The sequence below is a fragment of the Enterococcus sp. 3H8_DIV0648 genome, assembly GCF_002140655.1.
GTDB classification, from domain to species: Bacteria; Bacillota; Bacilli; order Lactobacillales; family Enterococcaceae; genus Enterococcus_A; species Enterococcus_A hulanensis.
Genome location: NZ_NGLG01000001.1, coordinates 3407299 through 3424916, shown reverse-complemented (window position 1 = coordinate 3424916; position 17618 = coordinate 3407299). Strand labels below are relative to the sequence as shown.

Here is a 17618-nt window from a genome sequence, read left to right as displayed (position 1 = left end):
TTATAGAACAATGTTAATTATAAAACAACATCAGAAAATGTATTCTCTTCTTTCAACTTTTGACCAGACTGAAAAGATCGTCAGAAACTCCCGACGATCTCGGCTACTGTCTGCTCATTTTATCGCTTTGCACTAGACCTGTCTCTTATACACATCTTAATATGCTTTTAATTATTAATGTTATTTATTTTTATATGAAAAATTCGCTTGCTTGATTTTATCTATCCATAGAAAATACTGTTGATTTTCTCCTTTCAATACGTATTTCCCTCCTCTTATATTATATTTGACCAACATCGAGTCGGCATCAGACCTTAGTATGATTGGTTTCTTTTCTTCCAGCACGGGTTTATTACTTTTTTTATAATATAATTTATAATCCTGAGTATCCCGTACACGGATCAAAATGTTATAGCGATGATGGCTGATGATTTGCTTTTTGATGCGCCGCCAGAATAGATAGAGGATGCCTGCCAGCATGAGCAGTCCTAAGATTACCACGAAAAACAGCAGCCACTTCTGTTTTTTCTTTAACGCATCCAGCTCCTGCTTCGCTTTGGCCGGCACGTCCGTTCGTTCGCCTGTCACTAATAAGCGATGAGAATTGATCATATAAGGCGTACACGTAAGCAGCGTTACTAAGTCCTTGCCCTCTTCAATTCGCAATTGTTCAGTTTCTTCCGGCTTGATTACTTGAACCTTTTTGACCTTATAAGCAAAGGTGTTGCCCCCGATCTCAATATAGAAAAGATCCTTCTTTTTTAATTCAGGCAGGTCCGTAAAAAATTTTGCCTTTGATAAGCCGCGATGGGCTGAGATGACAGAGTGGGTATTTTTTCCGCCGATGGGATAGGAAGTTCCTTCTAATAAAGAGGCACCACGTTCAAGAAAAAAATCGCTGGTTCGATCAAAGATCGGCAAGCGGACATCGATCTTAGGAATCGAGATCGTGCCGAGGGTATGGTCTGATAAATAATCCGGATTTTTAGAAAAATCCGTTTCCTCCTCTTTGCCGGCAAAGGGATCACCGCCTGCATTGATTCCTTCCAAAGCCAGCTTGGCATTTTTTTCCAGCATTTTCTTTTGCGAGGCCGCCAAATTCGCCTGATCTTCCCGATTCGCCTTTTCCTGTGCTTTTTCAATGATGCGCTGATCAAGGTAGGACATTACGGTATTTCCAACAAAAGGATACGCGATGGCTCCAATTCCAAATATTAAAATCAACATCATGACGACATCAATGATGATTTTTTTCTGCCATTTTTTCATTGAGCCACTCTCCTTTAATGCAAAGACCGAGATTCAAATCGCAATGAATTGATATCCCGGCCTTTGATGGATCAGTTGTTTGGTTTATTCTTCAACTGTTTCTTTGTTGCGTAAGAAGTATACTCCCACCGCAAGTACTGCTACCGCACCGATTGCAATAATAGCATAGATGCCGTTACCACCAGTACCTGGTAAAGTCCCTTTGCGTTTGTTTTCTACTTCTGTTTCATCACCAACTACGATTGTTGATGTATACGTACCATAGTCAACAGTGAAAGGAATATCTGCTGTAAGTTTTACATAATTATCATTTGGTACTTTTGTTTCTTCCAACCAGTATTGAACCAATTCTTTACCAATTGTTGCTGGATGTGATGGATCACCGATTGAAGTGCTTCCTGGTTTTGTTTCTAAAGGTAATGCTGTACCGCTTGCATCATGGCTCACTGTACCTTCAAGGCCTTCAACAGTGAATAGACCGCCGCCTGCAGAAGTTAATACAAGTGCATCGCCTTTAGTAGTAGACCAGCGAGATGGGCTGCTAGCTGTTGCTTTAGCGATCATATACTCAGTCACGCCATTATTTTTACGTTTTACGATAAATTCTGCACCATCTAATGATGTGCCGTTGTCTTGATCCACTTTTTCAAAACGACGTCCGTAAGTGATCACGTCATCACCAGACCAAGGCAATGTTTCTAATCCGTTCGTTGGATTATTTTCATATTGTAATGTCGCTTGGTTATCGATCCACTCATCTGGTGTTGTATTTTCATCTAAATACATACGGTATTTGAAGACTAATTTTTTACCAGCGTATTTGCCAAGTTTTACCACATCTGGTGTTTTTTTCGTTAAACTATTATCCGCATTGAAGAATACGTGGAAGATATTGTCGTAACCAGTATTAATTGGCGTACCGGCTGGATCTGCCACTACTGAGAAATCGACATCAGTGATTTTTGTCAAAGTAACGCCGTCGCTCTCAACTACGTATAGACCTTGATTATCTAAATAATGCAAGTTTGGTTGTGATTCATCGCGTAAGAAGAATTGAGTATAGCGATATACCGGATTCAATGGGTCAGTGTTTGCTAGACCATCGATCCCTACTGGAACATCAAAAGTGATTTTGTATTCGATTGGTTCGCCAACCGTGAAATCGTCTTTTACTTCTTTTTCTTTTTCTACATCGATATCATCTGTTTGAACGTTTTTTGGATATAAGAAAAGCTCAGAAAGTTTGGTATCTGTCGGTGTTCCGTCGGTGTTCATTTTGTAAACTGGGAAAATCACTACCATGTTATCTGCAGCTCCGCCTGCCGTAATATTGCTTGGACGAGAAGTTTCTACAAATAGATATACTGCATCTTTTTCGACAGAGTTTACAGTTACTTTATCAGGTAATGTAAATTTCGCATGACCAGTCGCATCTGTTGTCTTTTCAGCCCCTACAGCAGTCAAACCAGTCGGACCAGCAGTTGCGATCGCATTACGCAATTGATTGACTGTCCAAGTTGGGTTAGCTTTGGCTAAAATATAAAACTGTTCAGTTGCATCATACACAGTAAAGCCGACATCTTTCAATGGACGACCACCTTGAGAGGTATGCCATGCTTCATTTTTTTCCCCGGTATTTTGAGTATCCGCAGGTTTTGAATCGTAAGCCCCTTTATAGATATTTACATCAACATTTGTTGGTGCTGCTTCAGCGACTAGTCCGTTGCCTAATCCGACAAAGCTGCTTGCCATGAAGATCAAAACGCCTAACAAGCCCCAAATTTTTCTTTTAATTTTCATTTATTGTTCTCCTTTTCTTAATCATAATAACTGCAAGAATGCAGGTAAAACCAATAATCAGCAGTGAAATGGATTGCTCCATCCCGGTTTGCGGCAATCGCCGACTAGGCAGTGCTATCTGCACACTAGTTGAATTGCCGGTAGAAGGTAATTCTTTCTTTTCACCTTTTTTATTAACGATTTTCAGCGGCTCTTTGGTTTCTCCGCTGACCTCATTAATCTCAAAGTCAACAAAGTGATTCTCAGGTAAAATGTATCCTTCGGGTGCTTTGACTTCCAATAAGGAATAGCTGCCGTACGCCATTTCACCTAACTCAAACATTCCTTGTTCGTTAGACGTCAAAATCAGCAGCTCATCTGGATGCGCATTGCCGTAATCGGCAGTCACCCATTGTTTTTCTTTCGTTAAATAATGCGTGTCTTTGTTTGTCACAACAAAATTGGCATCCTTTAACGCATCGCTAGATTTCTCATCGACTTTTTGGAAGCTTTTCTTTCCGGCTACGCGCTGGTTGTACACCACCGGTAATTTATCTTTCTGCGATAAAGCACCCACTTCGGTCCCGTTGATCAAGATCAGTTGCCGCTGATCTTTCGGAATCTCCACCGAAATTTGACGGGCCTGCTCAGAAATTTCGTAGCCTGCTGCAGTTGCGACTTCTTCAAAGAGATAACTGCCACTTTTCAGTCCTAGATTTGTTCTAACGACGCCATCCTTATCAGAAACCATTTTTTTCACCCGTTCATCTTTCAACGGCGAATCCTTGATTTCTTTTTCAGAAAGCCAATCGCTGACTGCGCCTGCAGTAGTTCGTAAATAGAATTTCTCGCCCTTATCATTCTTGGAGAGAACAAAGCTCGCACCTGCTAAGGGACTCGTGGAACCATCACTTTCTTTCGCCATTTTGACAAAATACGGTTCGCGCACATACGCTTTGTTCTTGGTGTACACATGTGTGTCACCTGAGGTAAACAAGCCGCTGTCTAAAACCAGATAGTTGGATAATCCAGCATGATCAACTGGCAAGCTGTCACCGCTGTTTAACTCTACGATGAGATAGACCTGCTGCTGATCGGTCGATAGTTTAATAGAGAGCAAACCATCTTCCGTTACATTATTCCCAGTACTATCCGTAAAGCTGCCTTTGGCTGTTTCCTTGGTTTGAACAAAGCGGATTTTCGGATAACGCGCCTGAATGGCCGCCTGATCCGCATGCCCAGGAGTCGCCAAAACCTCCAGCTCACTGCGCAAGACATTGACTTCATCAGCGATGAACTCTTTTGCTTGATCAAAAGAAAGACTTTCTTTGGTCATAACATGCTGACGAAGATAATCGCCAACTTCAAAGATCGCAAAGGTTGAGCCATTCACGCCGTACGAATCCTTTAACAGATCCGCGTTTCCTAAAGCGCCGCCTTGATTGATCTGACTAGGCGCTTCTTGGTTAACAAAGAGCCGTTTATGGAGATGGACTTGGGTTTCTGCTCCTGCCGCTTCTGTCGGTTGCATCCATAAAAATCCAGCCATACAGAGCAGCAGCAGAGAAAGAATATGCTTCAATTTCATCGTCCATCACCTGCCTTTTTTTGCTTGAATCGTTCAGTCGCAAAATAGATACATACGATCATGAACGCGCTGAGCGCCAGACTGATAATCAATGAATGACCCTTGCCGCCAGTTTCAGGCAGTGTTCCCTTCGGATGATTTTCAACCGTTACGATATTCGCACTCGCCAACTGTCCGCCGGTGATCGTGAATTTTACTGGCGATGAAGGTTGTACATAGCCAGTCGGTGCTTGGGTTTCTACAAAATAATAGATTCCTTCCGGCATGCCAGTAATCACTAATTCTCCGACAGGTGTGACGACGTTCTCTAGTTGAAAACTCCAAGTCGAACCTGTTTTGACGGCTTTATAGGTGCCTTTTGCATTCGTCCCATCGCCGACTTCCAATTCTTCTGGTGCAAACCAAGTAGTACCAGCACTATCAGTGGCTACTTTAAATTTCGCGCCTTTCAAATTTTTGTCATTCGTGGCATCTTTCTTCTCCAGCGTTACGCCGCCTTCTGCTCGTTCATTAGTTACCTCAAAGGTTATGGTCACACCGTCATTGGTAATTTCGCTAACCGCCGTTTTGCCATCACCGACAATTTTGTACCCATCAGGTGCTTTAGTTTCCAGCAGGTAATACTTTCCTAAAGGCAATCCGGAAATGTTGATTTCCCCTTTAGTTCCCGTACTTTCGATAAATTCATATTTTTTCGACGTTGAATTGTATTTGTACTCATAATCTTTGCCAGTCACAAATTTGGTGCCCATTTTTGTTTCAGACGTATCTGGATTAACTAAGTACAATTCAAATTCGGCGCCATCCAACTTTTCACCATCGGAATTCTTTTTCGTCAGCTTGAGTTTTCCGACTTTTTGCCGATTTTCTCGCGTTACACTGACGGTATCCCCATCAGCAGTAATTTCTGCTAGATCAGATTTGCCATTATCCTCATAAATATAGCCATCAGGCGCTGCTTCTTCTTGGAAGTAATATTCATCGATTGGTAACCCTGAGACCGTGATCTCGCCCTTTTTACCGATCGAGCCCGTGTCTTCTACCAATTCATATTTCTTGCCCGTAGCGTTGTATTGATAAAGATAATTTTTCCCGGTTTCTAGCAGAAATTGTGGTGTAACCAATTCATCGCCGTTTTTCTTGCGTAGCGTGAACTTGGCTCCGTTCAATTTTTCACCGGTATCCGCATCCTTTTTGACTAAAGTGATCTCTCCTTTAGCCAAGTCGTTATAGGCACTGACGGCCACCCCTTCTGAAGCTGTTCCGTCAATGGTAAAGTAATACTTGCCTTTTTCGTCTTTTCCGTCCGATGGAATGATTTCCAGCTTCTCCGTATAACGCGGATCTGGATTGTTCACTTCGACTAGGCAATAGTTTCCATCGGTCAAGTTCTCGTAAAGTAACACTCCGGTGCTATCAGTTTTCTTTTTTCCGCCTGCAATTGTGACATACGTGCCTGACCCAGGAGTTGTTTCTTTCTGTAATTCGAACTCGACATCTTTTAAAACTACTTGAGTATCTTTATCCATCTTTTTCAATCGGAAGGTCGTTGGCGGTACGCGGGTTGCACCGCCGCCCCATTCACTAACAGTGACTTTATTTCCGTTACTTTCATCACCAGACTCATTAGTTTCCCAATAGACGGTCGCTTTGTTTTCGATGATTGAACCGCCGCCTAAAGTGGTTGAACAGGTAATACGTGTTACAAGTGCAAAGGGATAGTTATCATGGGTCTGTCCACTATCAACGCTGAAATACTTTTCATAGGCTTCTTTTGTTTTGTCACCACGAGAAGCTGTCATCTTGCCAGTCGTTACAGCAGTATCGATCAGATCCCATATACGTTCTTTCGTACTCTTTGCTGCATTCCCAAATAGCAGCAGACCATTGCTTTTATCATTGGTTAAGTTAGGCAGGTCTTTAAAATTCATTACTAACTTATTACCGGTGGTCACTCCATAACAAGGATAGTTATGACTTTCGATCCGACTTTCAAAATCATCATCTGATTCAGAACTGCCTTGTGTCAATTTCTCTAAAGGAGTACTCGTATTGGTGTTGGTCGTACTCATAAGTTGAAAGGACCCTAGATTATCCGATGTCATATTTCCGTCTTCATCAGCTGCATGGATGTTCATATACATGGAGTACTCTTCCAGTGTCAAGGTCGGATCTAATTGGTCTTTTAAAACTACTTTTTTGTACAAACTAGGACCATCATCTTCAAATGCTTTTTTGTAATTGTCCATCATGATCGGAATATTCCAATACACCAGATTACTATTGTTAGTAGCTCCACCATTTTTAGTTATCGGCTTTTGATCGCCAATTGGCTTTCCGGGGTAAGACTCAGCTGGTTTGGGATCGATTTCGATCGGATATTTACCTGTTTCAGTATTACCGGTTGAACCGCCGTTGCTTTCCTTGCTAGCCGTTCCATACGCCGTCGCATAACAATCCTGCAGACCATTCCAGTCCTTTTCTACTGCCTCATTAAAAGTGATCTTCAAATATTTTTTCCCAGCGACCGTCTCTAATGTCATATCGCCGATTTTATCGCCGCTGCTCTCATAAAAGGGAACTGAGTTGCTGACAGTAGAGAAATTGAAGTATTCTTCTGGCAACGCGATATAAATGAAGTCGCCATTTTTTAAGTTTGCAGAAGAAGGAACAGTAAAGGTGTAATCAAAATACACACCATCGCCAACTTTGATCGTTGGCTGCGGGTCCTGCTTTACACCATCCTTAACAATGTAATCAATTTGACTACCGCCGCGCTTTAGATAAATATTGTTCAATTTCATATCACCGATCGAACTGGTTTTGTCACTACCTGCAAAAGGTGTTGCTGCCCCACCTAGTGGTTTGATTTGTTTGCTGCTTTCAGTTTGACTCTCTTGTTTCAGATTCAGCTTAAACTCATAGGAAGTAAAAAAGTTTAGTTGTACTTCTGACAGAGAACGAACCTGATCTGCCAATTTAAATTCAAAACTTATGTCTTCAATCGAAGCTTGCTGATCGCTGTCATTTACGACTTTCAATTGATTTCCTTTAACAGAAACAGTGACCGCGTCATTTTGATAAAGTTTCTTATCTGCTGTCGTGATTTCTGCCGGAAGATCCAGTGTCTGCTTCTTATTTTCAGCAATCGTTAAATCGAATTGTGAAAGATATGAAGCTTTAGGGTCAATTTCCTGCGGAAGTGGACTGCCATCCAAAGCCGTTAGTCTCAGATTGTTTACACCACTCTCTTCTGCCGTTTGCAGGTTTTCTGCAATCGTTTGAAGCGGAAAACTAGATAAAACAATCAACAAGATTGAAAGAAGTGTCCACCAATGGTTTTTGAATTTGTTCATGATACCCTCCTTTCAGTTATGATTTTTTCTAATTTCTTTATAAGCGATCCCTCCACTCTGTTTCAAAATGCACTTATCTTCAAAGTTAAAATCAATCAAATGTTTTTATTCATTCTTTAATATGAATATTCAAGTATTTTCAACTTATAAAAATAAACGCATAAAATCATTTTAAAATCATTTTTCATTATATTTCTATTATTTTCCAGTGACAATATTTTTGGAACAAGATGCATCTCAGTAGAATAAGAGGTTGAAATCAAGTCGTGAAAATATTCTTTTTAAACTACATTTAAGATAATATCCTTAATTTATTTATTGTTTATACAAATATACTTACGTCGGATTTAAAATTTAATTATTTAAAAGACAATAACGATTATATTGGTGGTTCTCTACAAATAAGCAAAATAACGAGAATAAAACTTTTTAAAAATAAAAAGCCGCATCCTCATTGGATACGGCTTTGACAATTTTATAGGTTTGTCCATTCTCCTGTTTCTCTGAATTTTTCGGCATAGGCTTCAGCCTGCGAAACGATCTGCGGATCATACTGACAATATGCTAATAACTTGATCGCATTGCTGCCGGTCGTTACGCCTTCGCGCAAGGTATAATCAAACAATATATCATCAGCGGTAACGACTTCGCGGAAATGATAGTTTTCGTAGCGCTCACCCAAAATTTGACTGAGTTCAACATCGTGGGTCGCTAAACAAATAAAGCAGTCTAAAGCGGAAAATTTTTCTAAGATGATCGACGCAGCGGCGATTCGCTCGATCATATTCGTGCCCTTAAACATCTCATCCATAAAAATCATGGCGTACTCGGATGATTCAGCGATGTACAACAGGCGTTTCAATGACTTTATTTCGGCCATGTAGAAGCTGTCTCCAGTTACGATGTCGTCCTTAAGATTCATCGAGCTATAGACATGGCACGGTTTAAAGCTGTAGCTTTTCGCTAAGCAAGTGTTGAAGAGCTGACCAAGAACCGTATTGACCGCTAACGTTCGAGCGAAGGTTGATTTTCCGCTGGCATTTGAACCAGTGATCAGAATCTTATTACCGATCCTGCGGGTATTAGGAACGGGCTTTCCTAATAGCGGATGAATGAGTTCTTCAAATGCGATTTCGTTCTTATCGCTAAACGTCGGCTGGCAATAATAAGCCAAGCTTTCACGATACGAGGCAGTCGAAATGCAAAGTTCGATATAACCAATTGTTTCATATAATTCCAGCGCTTCAGTCCGATGTTTTTGAAACAGCTTGACCATCACATAATAAGCATAACCATACAAAGAAAAATAAGAGGTGATGATCATCATCAAGCTGTTTGATGAGCCGGATACTTGAACTAAATAATCGGCCAAAGCAGTGATGTTCTTAAAGACTTTAAGATTTTCACGCAGCAGTTCAGTCTCTTCTTTGAAGGCCGGAAGCTCCAGCTTCACCATTACTTTTGCCGCCCGCACCATGCGGGTAAACATCCCCAAAACTTCAAAGGCCTGATAGATTTTTCGCAGCACGAAGGAAAATAAAATGATCCCCAAACAAAAGCTGAGTGTAACCGCGAGAACACCATAATCAATATCAACACTTAACCAAACCAAACTCCCAATCCCCAACACTGACACTAAAATAATCGGCAGCATGGCGATTGACGGAAACTTGCTTGGATCGAGTAATAGATCAATCAGCTGATTATTAGTCTTACGGCCAATGCGATAAAAAGCAAACTGCAGTTGTTCACGTGCTTCCCTATTTTTACTCATACTCTGGACAGCTTCTTCAAAATGAACCAAATCCGGATTTTTGTGTTTTCTAAAAAAATAATAGCTGTATTCATCGCCAATACTAGACTGCGTATTTTTCATCTGCTTAAAAAGCTCATCCATATTCAGATCGTTCCAAGTGATGTCATCAATCAGCTGTTCACTATTTTTCCGATGGTGATAATACTTTTTCATACTGGCATAATCCCGTTCATCCAGCTTCCATTCCGAAACTTTCCCATACTCTGCTTTGATCTGCGCTTTTATTTTTTGATTATGGCGATACAGAAAATAAAAATAAACCAGAAAAAAGAGCCCAACACTCCCCAGAACAATTCCATAAACTCCCAATAGCTGCCCCTCACATTCTTTTTTTAATTATTTTACCATTAAAAACCTTGAGGGAAATCAGCATTTCTTTACTTGCTTTTGGCAGTAAAAAAGACCAATCACGTTTGATTGGTCCTGCGTTATATCGGCATCGCCACCGGCTTGAATCCCTCCAAGCCAATAATCACAAACGGCGAGCCCTTTTTGATCAAAGTCTCCTGACATTTCAAACGAACTTTCTTTCCGTCAATGATTCCCTGACCTTTATACGTAATATCTGTAACCGCCACACCAATTTCCCAAAGTAGTCTTTGTTCCTTGCGATCTCTCAAGACAGCCAACGAATACCGTTCGACATTCAGCAATACACCGAGCACAATGATCCAAAAAATTTTCAACTGAATAGAACCTGCCAACGGTGCGATCGAGATTGCGAGAATCAGTCCGCTATTCGTGAGTCCGCCGCCGTTCCAATTTTCCGCCCAGGCATAAAACAGCGACGCATCTGTATACTTTTCAATGAAACAGACAACAAATCCAGCAAACGCCAGAATCCCTGCAATCCCATAGAGAATGTAATCGGGTGCGGATGCCGCCGTTCGACCGCCGCCCCACAGGTATGGAACTATATTTAGCCCTACTGCCCAAACAAGATAATACAACATCATTCCCCACTCGATTCCTCTGCGATGGACCTGATTCAATTCTTCACCAACACTGATCGGATCGCCTAGTTGCTTTAAAACTTCTTGCGCAGCCTCCGCTTCGCTGAACCCGCTTTCAATTAAAGCCGCTTTGTGATCTTCAATATGCTCTTCGTATTCGCGAATGATTGCTTTGCGAGCACTAGTCACCTTTATACACTTCGCCAGTTTTTTCAAATACTCTTTAGTATCCATAACCCACACCTCCCAGAATATCTGAAACAGTCGTGGAATAAGTATCCCATTCTTTGATTTTGGCTTCTAAATAAATTTTTCCGGTTTTCGTTAATTGATAATACTTCCGCTTTTTGCCATTTACTTCTTTTTCATAGCATTTGAGACATTTCGTTTTTACTAACTGATGCAGGAGTGGATACAAGGTGCCCGTTTTCAACTCAAAAACATTTTGAGAACGTTGGGATAAAAGCTCGATCATTTCATACCCATACATATCTCGTTCAGAGAGCAAGCTTAAAATCAACATCGTCGTACTTCCCGATACTAACCCTTTGTCGATCATTCTTTCCACCTCCATATGTAGATTATCTACTTAAATTATATGTCGATAATCTACGTATGTCAAATAAACAAAAATAGAAACAACTTTTCATCAAAAAAATTCAGAACTTAATTAAGCTTTTCGGGTTTGTGATCATCAGAATGAATGATAGAATAAAGAATCGGACTAAATTAGAAGGTTACGCCGAGTAATTATTTCAAACGAAAAAATTACTGCTTTAAAGACGGCACACTACTACATAAAAAGGAATAAGGAGAACAGCATAAATGACCAATGCACTTGAAATTAAAAATTTGAAAAAAGTCTATGCCACTGGGGTGGAAGCCTTAAAGGGGATCGATCTCACGGTAGAGGAAGGCGATTTTTATGCGCTGCTGGGGCCAAATGGCGCTGGGAAATCGACGACGATCGGGATCATCACTTCTTTAGTCAACAAAACTTCCGGCAACGTAAAAGTTTTCGACTATGACTTAGACAAAGATCTAGTGATGGCTAAACAACAAATCGGATTGGTACCGCAGGAATTCAACTTTAATCCCTTTGAGACTGTCCAGCAAATCGTCGTGAATCAAGCAGGCTATTATGGCGTACCGCGAAAAGAAGCGATGATCCGCAGCGAGAAATATTTGAAACAATCCGACCTGTGGGAAAAACGCAACGTCCGTGCCCGCATGCTGTCTGGCGGAATGAAGCGTCGTTTAATGATCGCACGCGCACTGATGCATGAGCCGAAATTGCTGATTTTAGATGAACCGACGGCTGGCGTAGATATCGAACTGCGCCGCGAAATGTGGACCTTTTTAAGAGAGCTGAACGCCAACGGAACAACGATCATTTTAACGACCCACTATTTAGAGGAAGCGGAGATGCTTTGCCGCAATATCGGGATCATCCAATCAGGCGAACTGATCGAAAATACCAGCATGAAATCATTGTTGGCAAAATTACAGTTTGAGACATTTATTTTTGATCTGGCTCCTTACGAGACAAAACCTGTGATCAACGGCTTCCGATATAATTTTGAAGATGACCAAACGCTAGAAGTCGAAGTCGTGCGTGATCAAGGAATCAACGAACTATTCGAACAATTATCAAATCAAGGAATCAAAGTTTTATCCATGCGGAACAAATCTAACCGGCTAGAAGAACTATTCCTTAAAATCACGGAGGAAAATCATGTCTAATCTATACTTCACTGCCCTTAAAAGTCTGGCAGTCAAAGAAACAAATCGCTATCTAAGGATCTGGGTACAGACTTTAGTGCCGCCAGTCATCACCACTTCCTTATACTTTGTCATTTTTGGCAATCTGATCGGTGGACGGATCGGCGACATGGCCGGCTTTTCTTATATGGAATTTATCGTACCTGGACTAATTATGATGTCTGTGATCACAAGTTCCTACGCAAATGTTTCTTCTTCCTTCTTCTCGCAAAAATTTCAGAAGAACATCGAAGAAATCTTAGTCGCACCTGTCCCTACCCATATCATTATTTGGGGATTTGTTTTCGGCGGTTTAGGAAGAAGTGTTTTAGTCGGCACATTAGTTACGATGATCTCATTGTTCTTCGTGCCGCTGAATGTTTATTCTTGGGTGATTGTTGTACTGACGCTGCTGATGACTTCGATCTTATTTTCATTGGCAGGTTTATTGAATGGTATTTTCGCTCAATCCTTTGACGATGTTTCCATCGTGCCGACCTTTGTTTTGCAGCCATTAACTTACCTCGGTGGAGTTTTCTACGCGATTTCGATGCTGCCGCCATTTTGGCAAGCAGTCTCAAAAATCAATCCGATCGTCTATATGATCTCGGGTTTCCGTTACGGCTTCCTTGGTGTCATGGATGTATCGATCGTCGTCTCACTGTCGATCTTGGTACTCTTCATTGTCGTCCTTTACAGTGTGTGCTGGTATCTGATTGATCGCGGACGCGGATTGAGAAGTTAAAAGCAAAAGCAGCCTTTGAGTGTCAAAAAACTCAAAGGCTACTTCTTTATTTAGTGCTTATAATTCTTCACCGTTGGACTTAATTACATTTTGATACCAATAGAAAGAATCCTTTGGCAGACGTTTGCCGCTGCCTTGTAATTGATTATCTAAATCGACATAGACAAATCCATATCTTTTCTCCATTTCTCCACTCGAGCCGCTAACTAAATCAATCGGAGTCCATGTATGATAGCCAAAACAGTCCACACCATCAACCTCGATCGCCAACTTCAATTGGACTATGTGTTTTTTCAAATACTCGATTCGATAGTTGTCATGAACCTCGCCATCAACTAATTCTTCTTCTCCGCCGATACCATTTTCAACCACCATAATTGGTAATTGATAACGGTTGTATAATACATTTAACGAATAACGCAGCCCAACAGGATCAATCGTGAATCCCCACGGTGTAGTCTCCAAATATGGATTATCAATCCCGACAGAGAATCCTGCATTTTGAACCTTTACTTTAGAAGTATCAACACTTGCTACATTAGACATATAGTAAGAAAAAGCAATATAATCAATTGTTCCATTTTTAAAAGCTTCTTCGTCTCCTGGTAAAACAGGAAGTTTAATCCCTGCCATTTTGTACTTATTAAGTTTATAGGCTGGATATTTCCCCCGACAAAGCACATCTAACAAAAAGAAATCATCTTCTGATTGCTTGACACTTTCCATTACATCTAGCGGATTACAAGTATCGGGATAAATTGGAATCATACTGTTCATGATACTAACCTTCATCTCTTGATCGATCGAATGGGCCAGCAGCACCGTTTTAGAGGTCGCTAACAACATATGATACACAACATCGGCAACAGCTTGCTCCTTATTTTCATACTTCTCCAATTCCACACCCGAACTCATAAAAGCAATGGCCGAAGCTAAATCATTTTTCGGGATCGCATGATTGATCTCGTTAAAAGTCAGCCAATATTTCACTTTTCCTTTATACCGTTCCATCACCGTTTGGGCATATCTGAGAAATAGATCAATCAGTTTTCGATTCGTCCATGAACCATATTTTTCTGTCAGGTTTAACGGGAAGTCAATGTGCACTAACGTTACGATTGGTTCAATCCCGTAACTAACTAGCGTGTCAATCACTTTGTCATAAAAAGCTAACCCAGCTTCATTCGGTTCCGGATCATCGCCATTGGGAAAAATACGTGCCCAAGAGATGGAGAAACGATAGCTTTTCAAGCCTAATTTTTTTAGCCATTTTAAGTCTTCGGAAAACGTATGATAAAAATCAATCGCAGTATGGCTCGGATAAAACAATTCCTCTTTAACACCAGCGGTAATCTCGCGAGCCTTTGTTTTTCCGCCAACAGTAATCACATCCGCTATTGTCAGCCCTTTGCCGTCTGCACGATAAGCACCTTCCATTTGTGGTGCCGATGAAGCACCGCCCCATAAAAAATTCGTATTCATTAGATTGCCTCCTTTAATTCAATTGACAAAATTTCATCATTCAGATTGACAGATTCCTTAGTGGTAGCTACTACATCTTTATACTCAGCCGTATTTGTAATCACATAGATGACTACATTGTCATACCCTGCTGCTGCAATACTTTCATAATCAAATGTCATTAGTTTTTGACCAGCTGCTACTTTGTCTCCTGCTTGGATTTCGGGTTTAAAAAATTCTCCATTCAAATTTACAGTATCGATACCAATATGAATCAAAAGCTCTACTCCATCACTAGTCGTTAATCCAATTGCGTGATTGGTTGGAAAGAGGGTGGTAACTGTTGCATCAAAGGGGGCCACGATACTATTGTCTTTGGGTTTGATAGCAACGCCTTTGCCGATGGCTTGCGATGCAAAAACACGGTCGCTTACCTCATTCAAAGGAATCACATCACCTTTTACTGGTGCTTTAATGCGATAGTTATCCTTAGTGTCAGTTAATTTAGGATTTGTTTCTGGTGTTAAACTCAAAAACCAGGAAGCGACAAATCCTGTTACAAAAGAAATGACCACAGTTCCAACCGCAATATAAAAGTTATACATCCCACTTTCACCAGGTCCGATATACCCAGTTATACCTACAATAGCTGTAACGATCGTATAACCTTTTAAGCCAAATAATCCGGCAAATAAACCACCGCACGCGCCGCCAATTGCCGTTGCAATGTAGGGCCTTTTAAACTTCATTAATACTCCATAGTTTGCCGGCTCAGTTACGCCAAGTAAAGCACTGATACCAGTAGCTGTTGCTAACTGTTTAACCTCAGGTTTATGCGCGCGCAGAGCGATTGCCAAGGTAACTGCACCTACTGTGATATCCGCAGCCAACGCTCCCGGCACAATAATAGGATCGTAGCCTAATTCAGCAATTGCCGTAAGGATGACAGGAATTAAGAAGCCGCCTGCACCTGTGATAATAAGAAGCGGATAGATAGCTGCAAGAATCGCAATCACTAACCAATTTCCCACATTATCTCCGACTATTGAAAAGAGTGAAGCAATCGCATTTCCAAGCCACGTTCCCATAGGACCAAATACAAATAATACTAAAGTCAGCGTAATCAAAATTGAAATTAAGGGTTTAAATAGGAAGCGCAGTTTTTCGGTAATGATCCGATCAAGTTTCTTATCTAAGAAACTCATAAACCAAACTGCCATGAAAATTGGCAAAATTGAGTTGGAATAAGTTACAGGTGTAAGTTTTATTCCAAACAAGTCTAATCCTTCCACTCCATTGATTGAAGTAGATACTAAAACAGCCGCCAATGCCATCGCAATATAAGGATTGACATTTAATTTAAGGGCGGTTGAATTAGCTACAAAAATCGGCAGAAAGAAGAATACCGATTGTTGCACTGCTGATAAAATCAGATAAGTAGAACTCTTTTCCGGCAAGATACCGATCACATTGAAAATGGAAATGAGCGCTGCTAGTACACCGGCGATTAGAAACAATGGAACAATTGGATTAATCGCATCAACCATAATGTCAAAAACTACTTTTAGAGGGTTTTTAGACGCTTTAGAGACTGTTTTTTCTTCATCCAAATATATGATAGTTTTTATTTCATCATAAACATGAACAACATCTGTCCCGATGATAATTTGAAACATCATATTGGAATTGACGATCCCCATAATACCTTCCAAATTTTCTAAAGCAGCGACATCAGCCTTATTTCGATCTTTTAATTCAAAACGTAACCGTGTCACACAATAGGTCAAACTAATAATATTTTCTTCTCCACCAACTAGCTCGACAATCTTTTTTGCTGTTTCTTTAAAATTCATAACTATTCTCTCCTTTTTTTAAAAAAGGTTTTGCCCTTACGGTAACAAGCCTAGCGAATTTTATTTTTGAATGATTCGGCTAATATGAATAGCCAGGTACAAACGTTCATCATTTGTAATTGCGTAGTGATAAGAATTAACTAGATAAGCTTCAATCGCATCTATACATTTTTGTGTAACAAGATAAAAGCTTTGGCTTTTATCAATTTCTGTTTCCTCCCTTCGTTCATCATTTTCTTGCAAGATGCGTTTCGCGAAATGTTGTAAATGAGTGATCAAACGTTGAGAATCCAATTTGCTTTCATCAATCTCAACTTGCATGGTCAGCTTAATAATATGAATGATATCAGATACAATTTCAGTCATTTTGACAGCAATTTTGTTGTCACTGTTAGCAGATTGATTGTTTACAAAATGAAGCGCCACTTGAACCGCTTCTTCATCGTCCATATCGAGATGATGCGTTTCATTAATCCGCTTGACCGCATATTGGCCAATCATGTACTCCTTTTGATAAAAGCGTTTCACATCGTAGCTTAAAGGGCTCTTTATACGAATTCCCTTTTGCCACCTCTCAATGGCAAAACCAATATGCTCTAGAAAAGCAAGGTACACAAAATCGTGAATGACTGTATCCAACACTTCAGTCGCATAAGAGGTCACTTTATCTACAATCATTAAATTGATATCTGATGCAGAGCTCATTAATCGACCGAAATCCTCTACCATTCTATGAGAACTCAGAATGAACGTTTTATCGATTTCATTCGAATGAATCTCGTCTCCCACTTTTTTATGAAACCCAATCCCCGTTCCAATAATAACAACCTCATCTTTATCCATTAAACTTATGACGGCATTATTATTCAGTATTTGTTTTACGTACATTTGGAATCTCCCTTCCTTTCCATTTTTCAAATCAAACAAAAAAGCAGAACGCACAAAAAAGCCTATGCTTTTTCGTAAGTTCTGCCCTATTGGTAACAGTCTTTTATTATGTAATTGGGGTTTCTACCTGTAGTATAGCAACAGGTTCA

General features: G+C 40.5%; 12 protein-coding genes. 2 read left to right on the top strand and 10 right to left on the bottom strand.

Going from position 1 to position 17618, the window contains the following annotated elements:
• Nucleotides 1-180 precede the first annotated feature (180 nt).
• The 7 genes from A5875_RS15620 to A5875_RS15590 all read right to left on the bottom strand — a co-directional run bounded on the left by A5875_RS15620 (nt 181) and on the right by A5875_RS15590 (nt 11320).
• Entirely contained in the window at nt 181-1269 is a 1089-nt protein-coding gene (locus A5875_RS15620; protein WP_088934439.1) for a class C sortase, read from the bottom strand.
• Between the two features lie 84 nt (nt 1270-1353).
• Nucleotides 1354-3069 (bottom strand): SpaH/EbpB family LPXTG-anchored major pilin, encoded by a 1716-nt coding sequence (locus tag A5875_RS15615; protein WP_088934438.1) that lies wholly within the window; start codon nt 3067-3069, stop codon nt 1354-1356.
• Complete coding sequence (locus tag A5875_RS15610; RefSeq protein WP_088934437.1) at nt 3059-4636, bottom strand: LPXTG cell wall anchor domain-containing protein; 1578 nt, start codon at nt 4634-4636, stop codon at nt 3059-3061. The genes A5875_RS15615 and A5875_RS15610 overlap by 11 nt, the downstream gene beginning before the upstream one ends.
• A complete protein-coding gene (locus A5875_RS15605; RefSeq protein ID WP_088934436.1) occupies nt 4633-7992 on the bottom strand; it encodes an MSCRAMM family protein in 3360 nt (1119 codons plus the stop codon). Before A5875_RS15605 ends, A5875_RS15610 begins: the two co-directional genes overlap by 4 nt.
• 475 nt (nt 7993-8467) lie before the next feature.
• Nucleotides 8468-10117: a MutS-related protein gene (locus tag A5875_RS15600; RefSeq protein ID WP_088934435.1), complete on the bottom strand. Its 1650-nt coding sequence runs from the start codon at nt 10115-10117 to the stop codon at nt 8468-8470.
• A gap of 119 nt (nt 10118-10236) precedes the next feature.
• A complete protein-coding gene (locus tag A5875_RS15595) occupies nt 10237-10995 on the bottom strand; it encodes a permease prefix domain 1-containing protein (protein ID WP_088934434.1) in 759 nt (252 codons plus the stop codon).
• Entirely contained in the window at nt 10985-11320 is a 336-nt protein-coding gene (locus tag A5875_RS15590; RefSeq protein WP_088934433.1) for a PadR family transcriptional regulator, read from the bottom strand. The genes A5875_RS15595 and A5875_RS15590 overlap by 11 nt, the downstream gene beginning before the upstream one ends.
• Before the next feature lie 266 nt (nt 11321-11586).
• Here A5875_RS15590 and A5875_RS15585 point away from each other — a divergent pair, with 266 nt between their 5' ends.
• Nucleotides 11587-12504, top strand: a complete 918-nt coding sequence (locus A5875_RS15585; RefSeq protein ID WP_088934432.1) for an ABC transporter ATP-binding protein — start codon at nt 11587-11589, stop codon at nt 12502-12504.
• On the top strand, nt 12497-13267 hold the full coding sequence (locus A5875_RS15580) for an ABC transporter permease (protein ID WP_088934431.1): 771 nt from the start codon (nt 12497-12499) through the stop codon (nt 13265-13267). Before A5875_RS15585 ends, A5875_RS15580 begins: the two co-directional genes overlap by 8 nt.
• A 57-nt stretch (nt 13268-13324) precedes the next feature.
• On the opposite strand, the gene A5875_RS15575 is transcribed toward A5875_RS15580, so the two are convergent.
• From A5875_RS15575 to A5875_RS15565, 3 genes are read right to left on the bottom strand one after another with little or no spacing between them, the layout of a single operon-like run.
• A complete protein-coding gene (locus tag A5875_RS15575) occupies nt 13325-14749 on the bottom strand; it encodes a glycoside hydrolase family 1 protein (RefSeq protein WP_088934430.1) in 1425 nt (474 codons plus the stop codon).
• Nucleotides 14749-16581 (bottom strand): beta-glucoside-specific PTS transporter subunit IIABC, encoded by a 1833-nt coding sequence (locus A5875_RS15570; RefSeq protein ID WP_088934429.1) that lies wholly within the window; start codon nt 16579-16581, stop codon nt 14749-14751. Before A5875_RS15570 ends, A5875_RS15575 begins: the two co-directional genes overlap by 1 nt.
• A 60-nt stretch (nt 16582-16641) precedes the next feature.
• Nucleotides 16642-17469 carry a PRD domain-containing protein gene (locus A5875_RS15565; protein ID WP_141108311.1) on the bottom strand — a complete coding sequence of 276 codons (828 nt, stop codon included), beginning with the start codon at nt 17467-17469 and terminating at the stop codon, nt 16642-16644.
• Between the last annotated feature and the right edge of the window lie 149 nt (nt 17470-17618).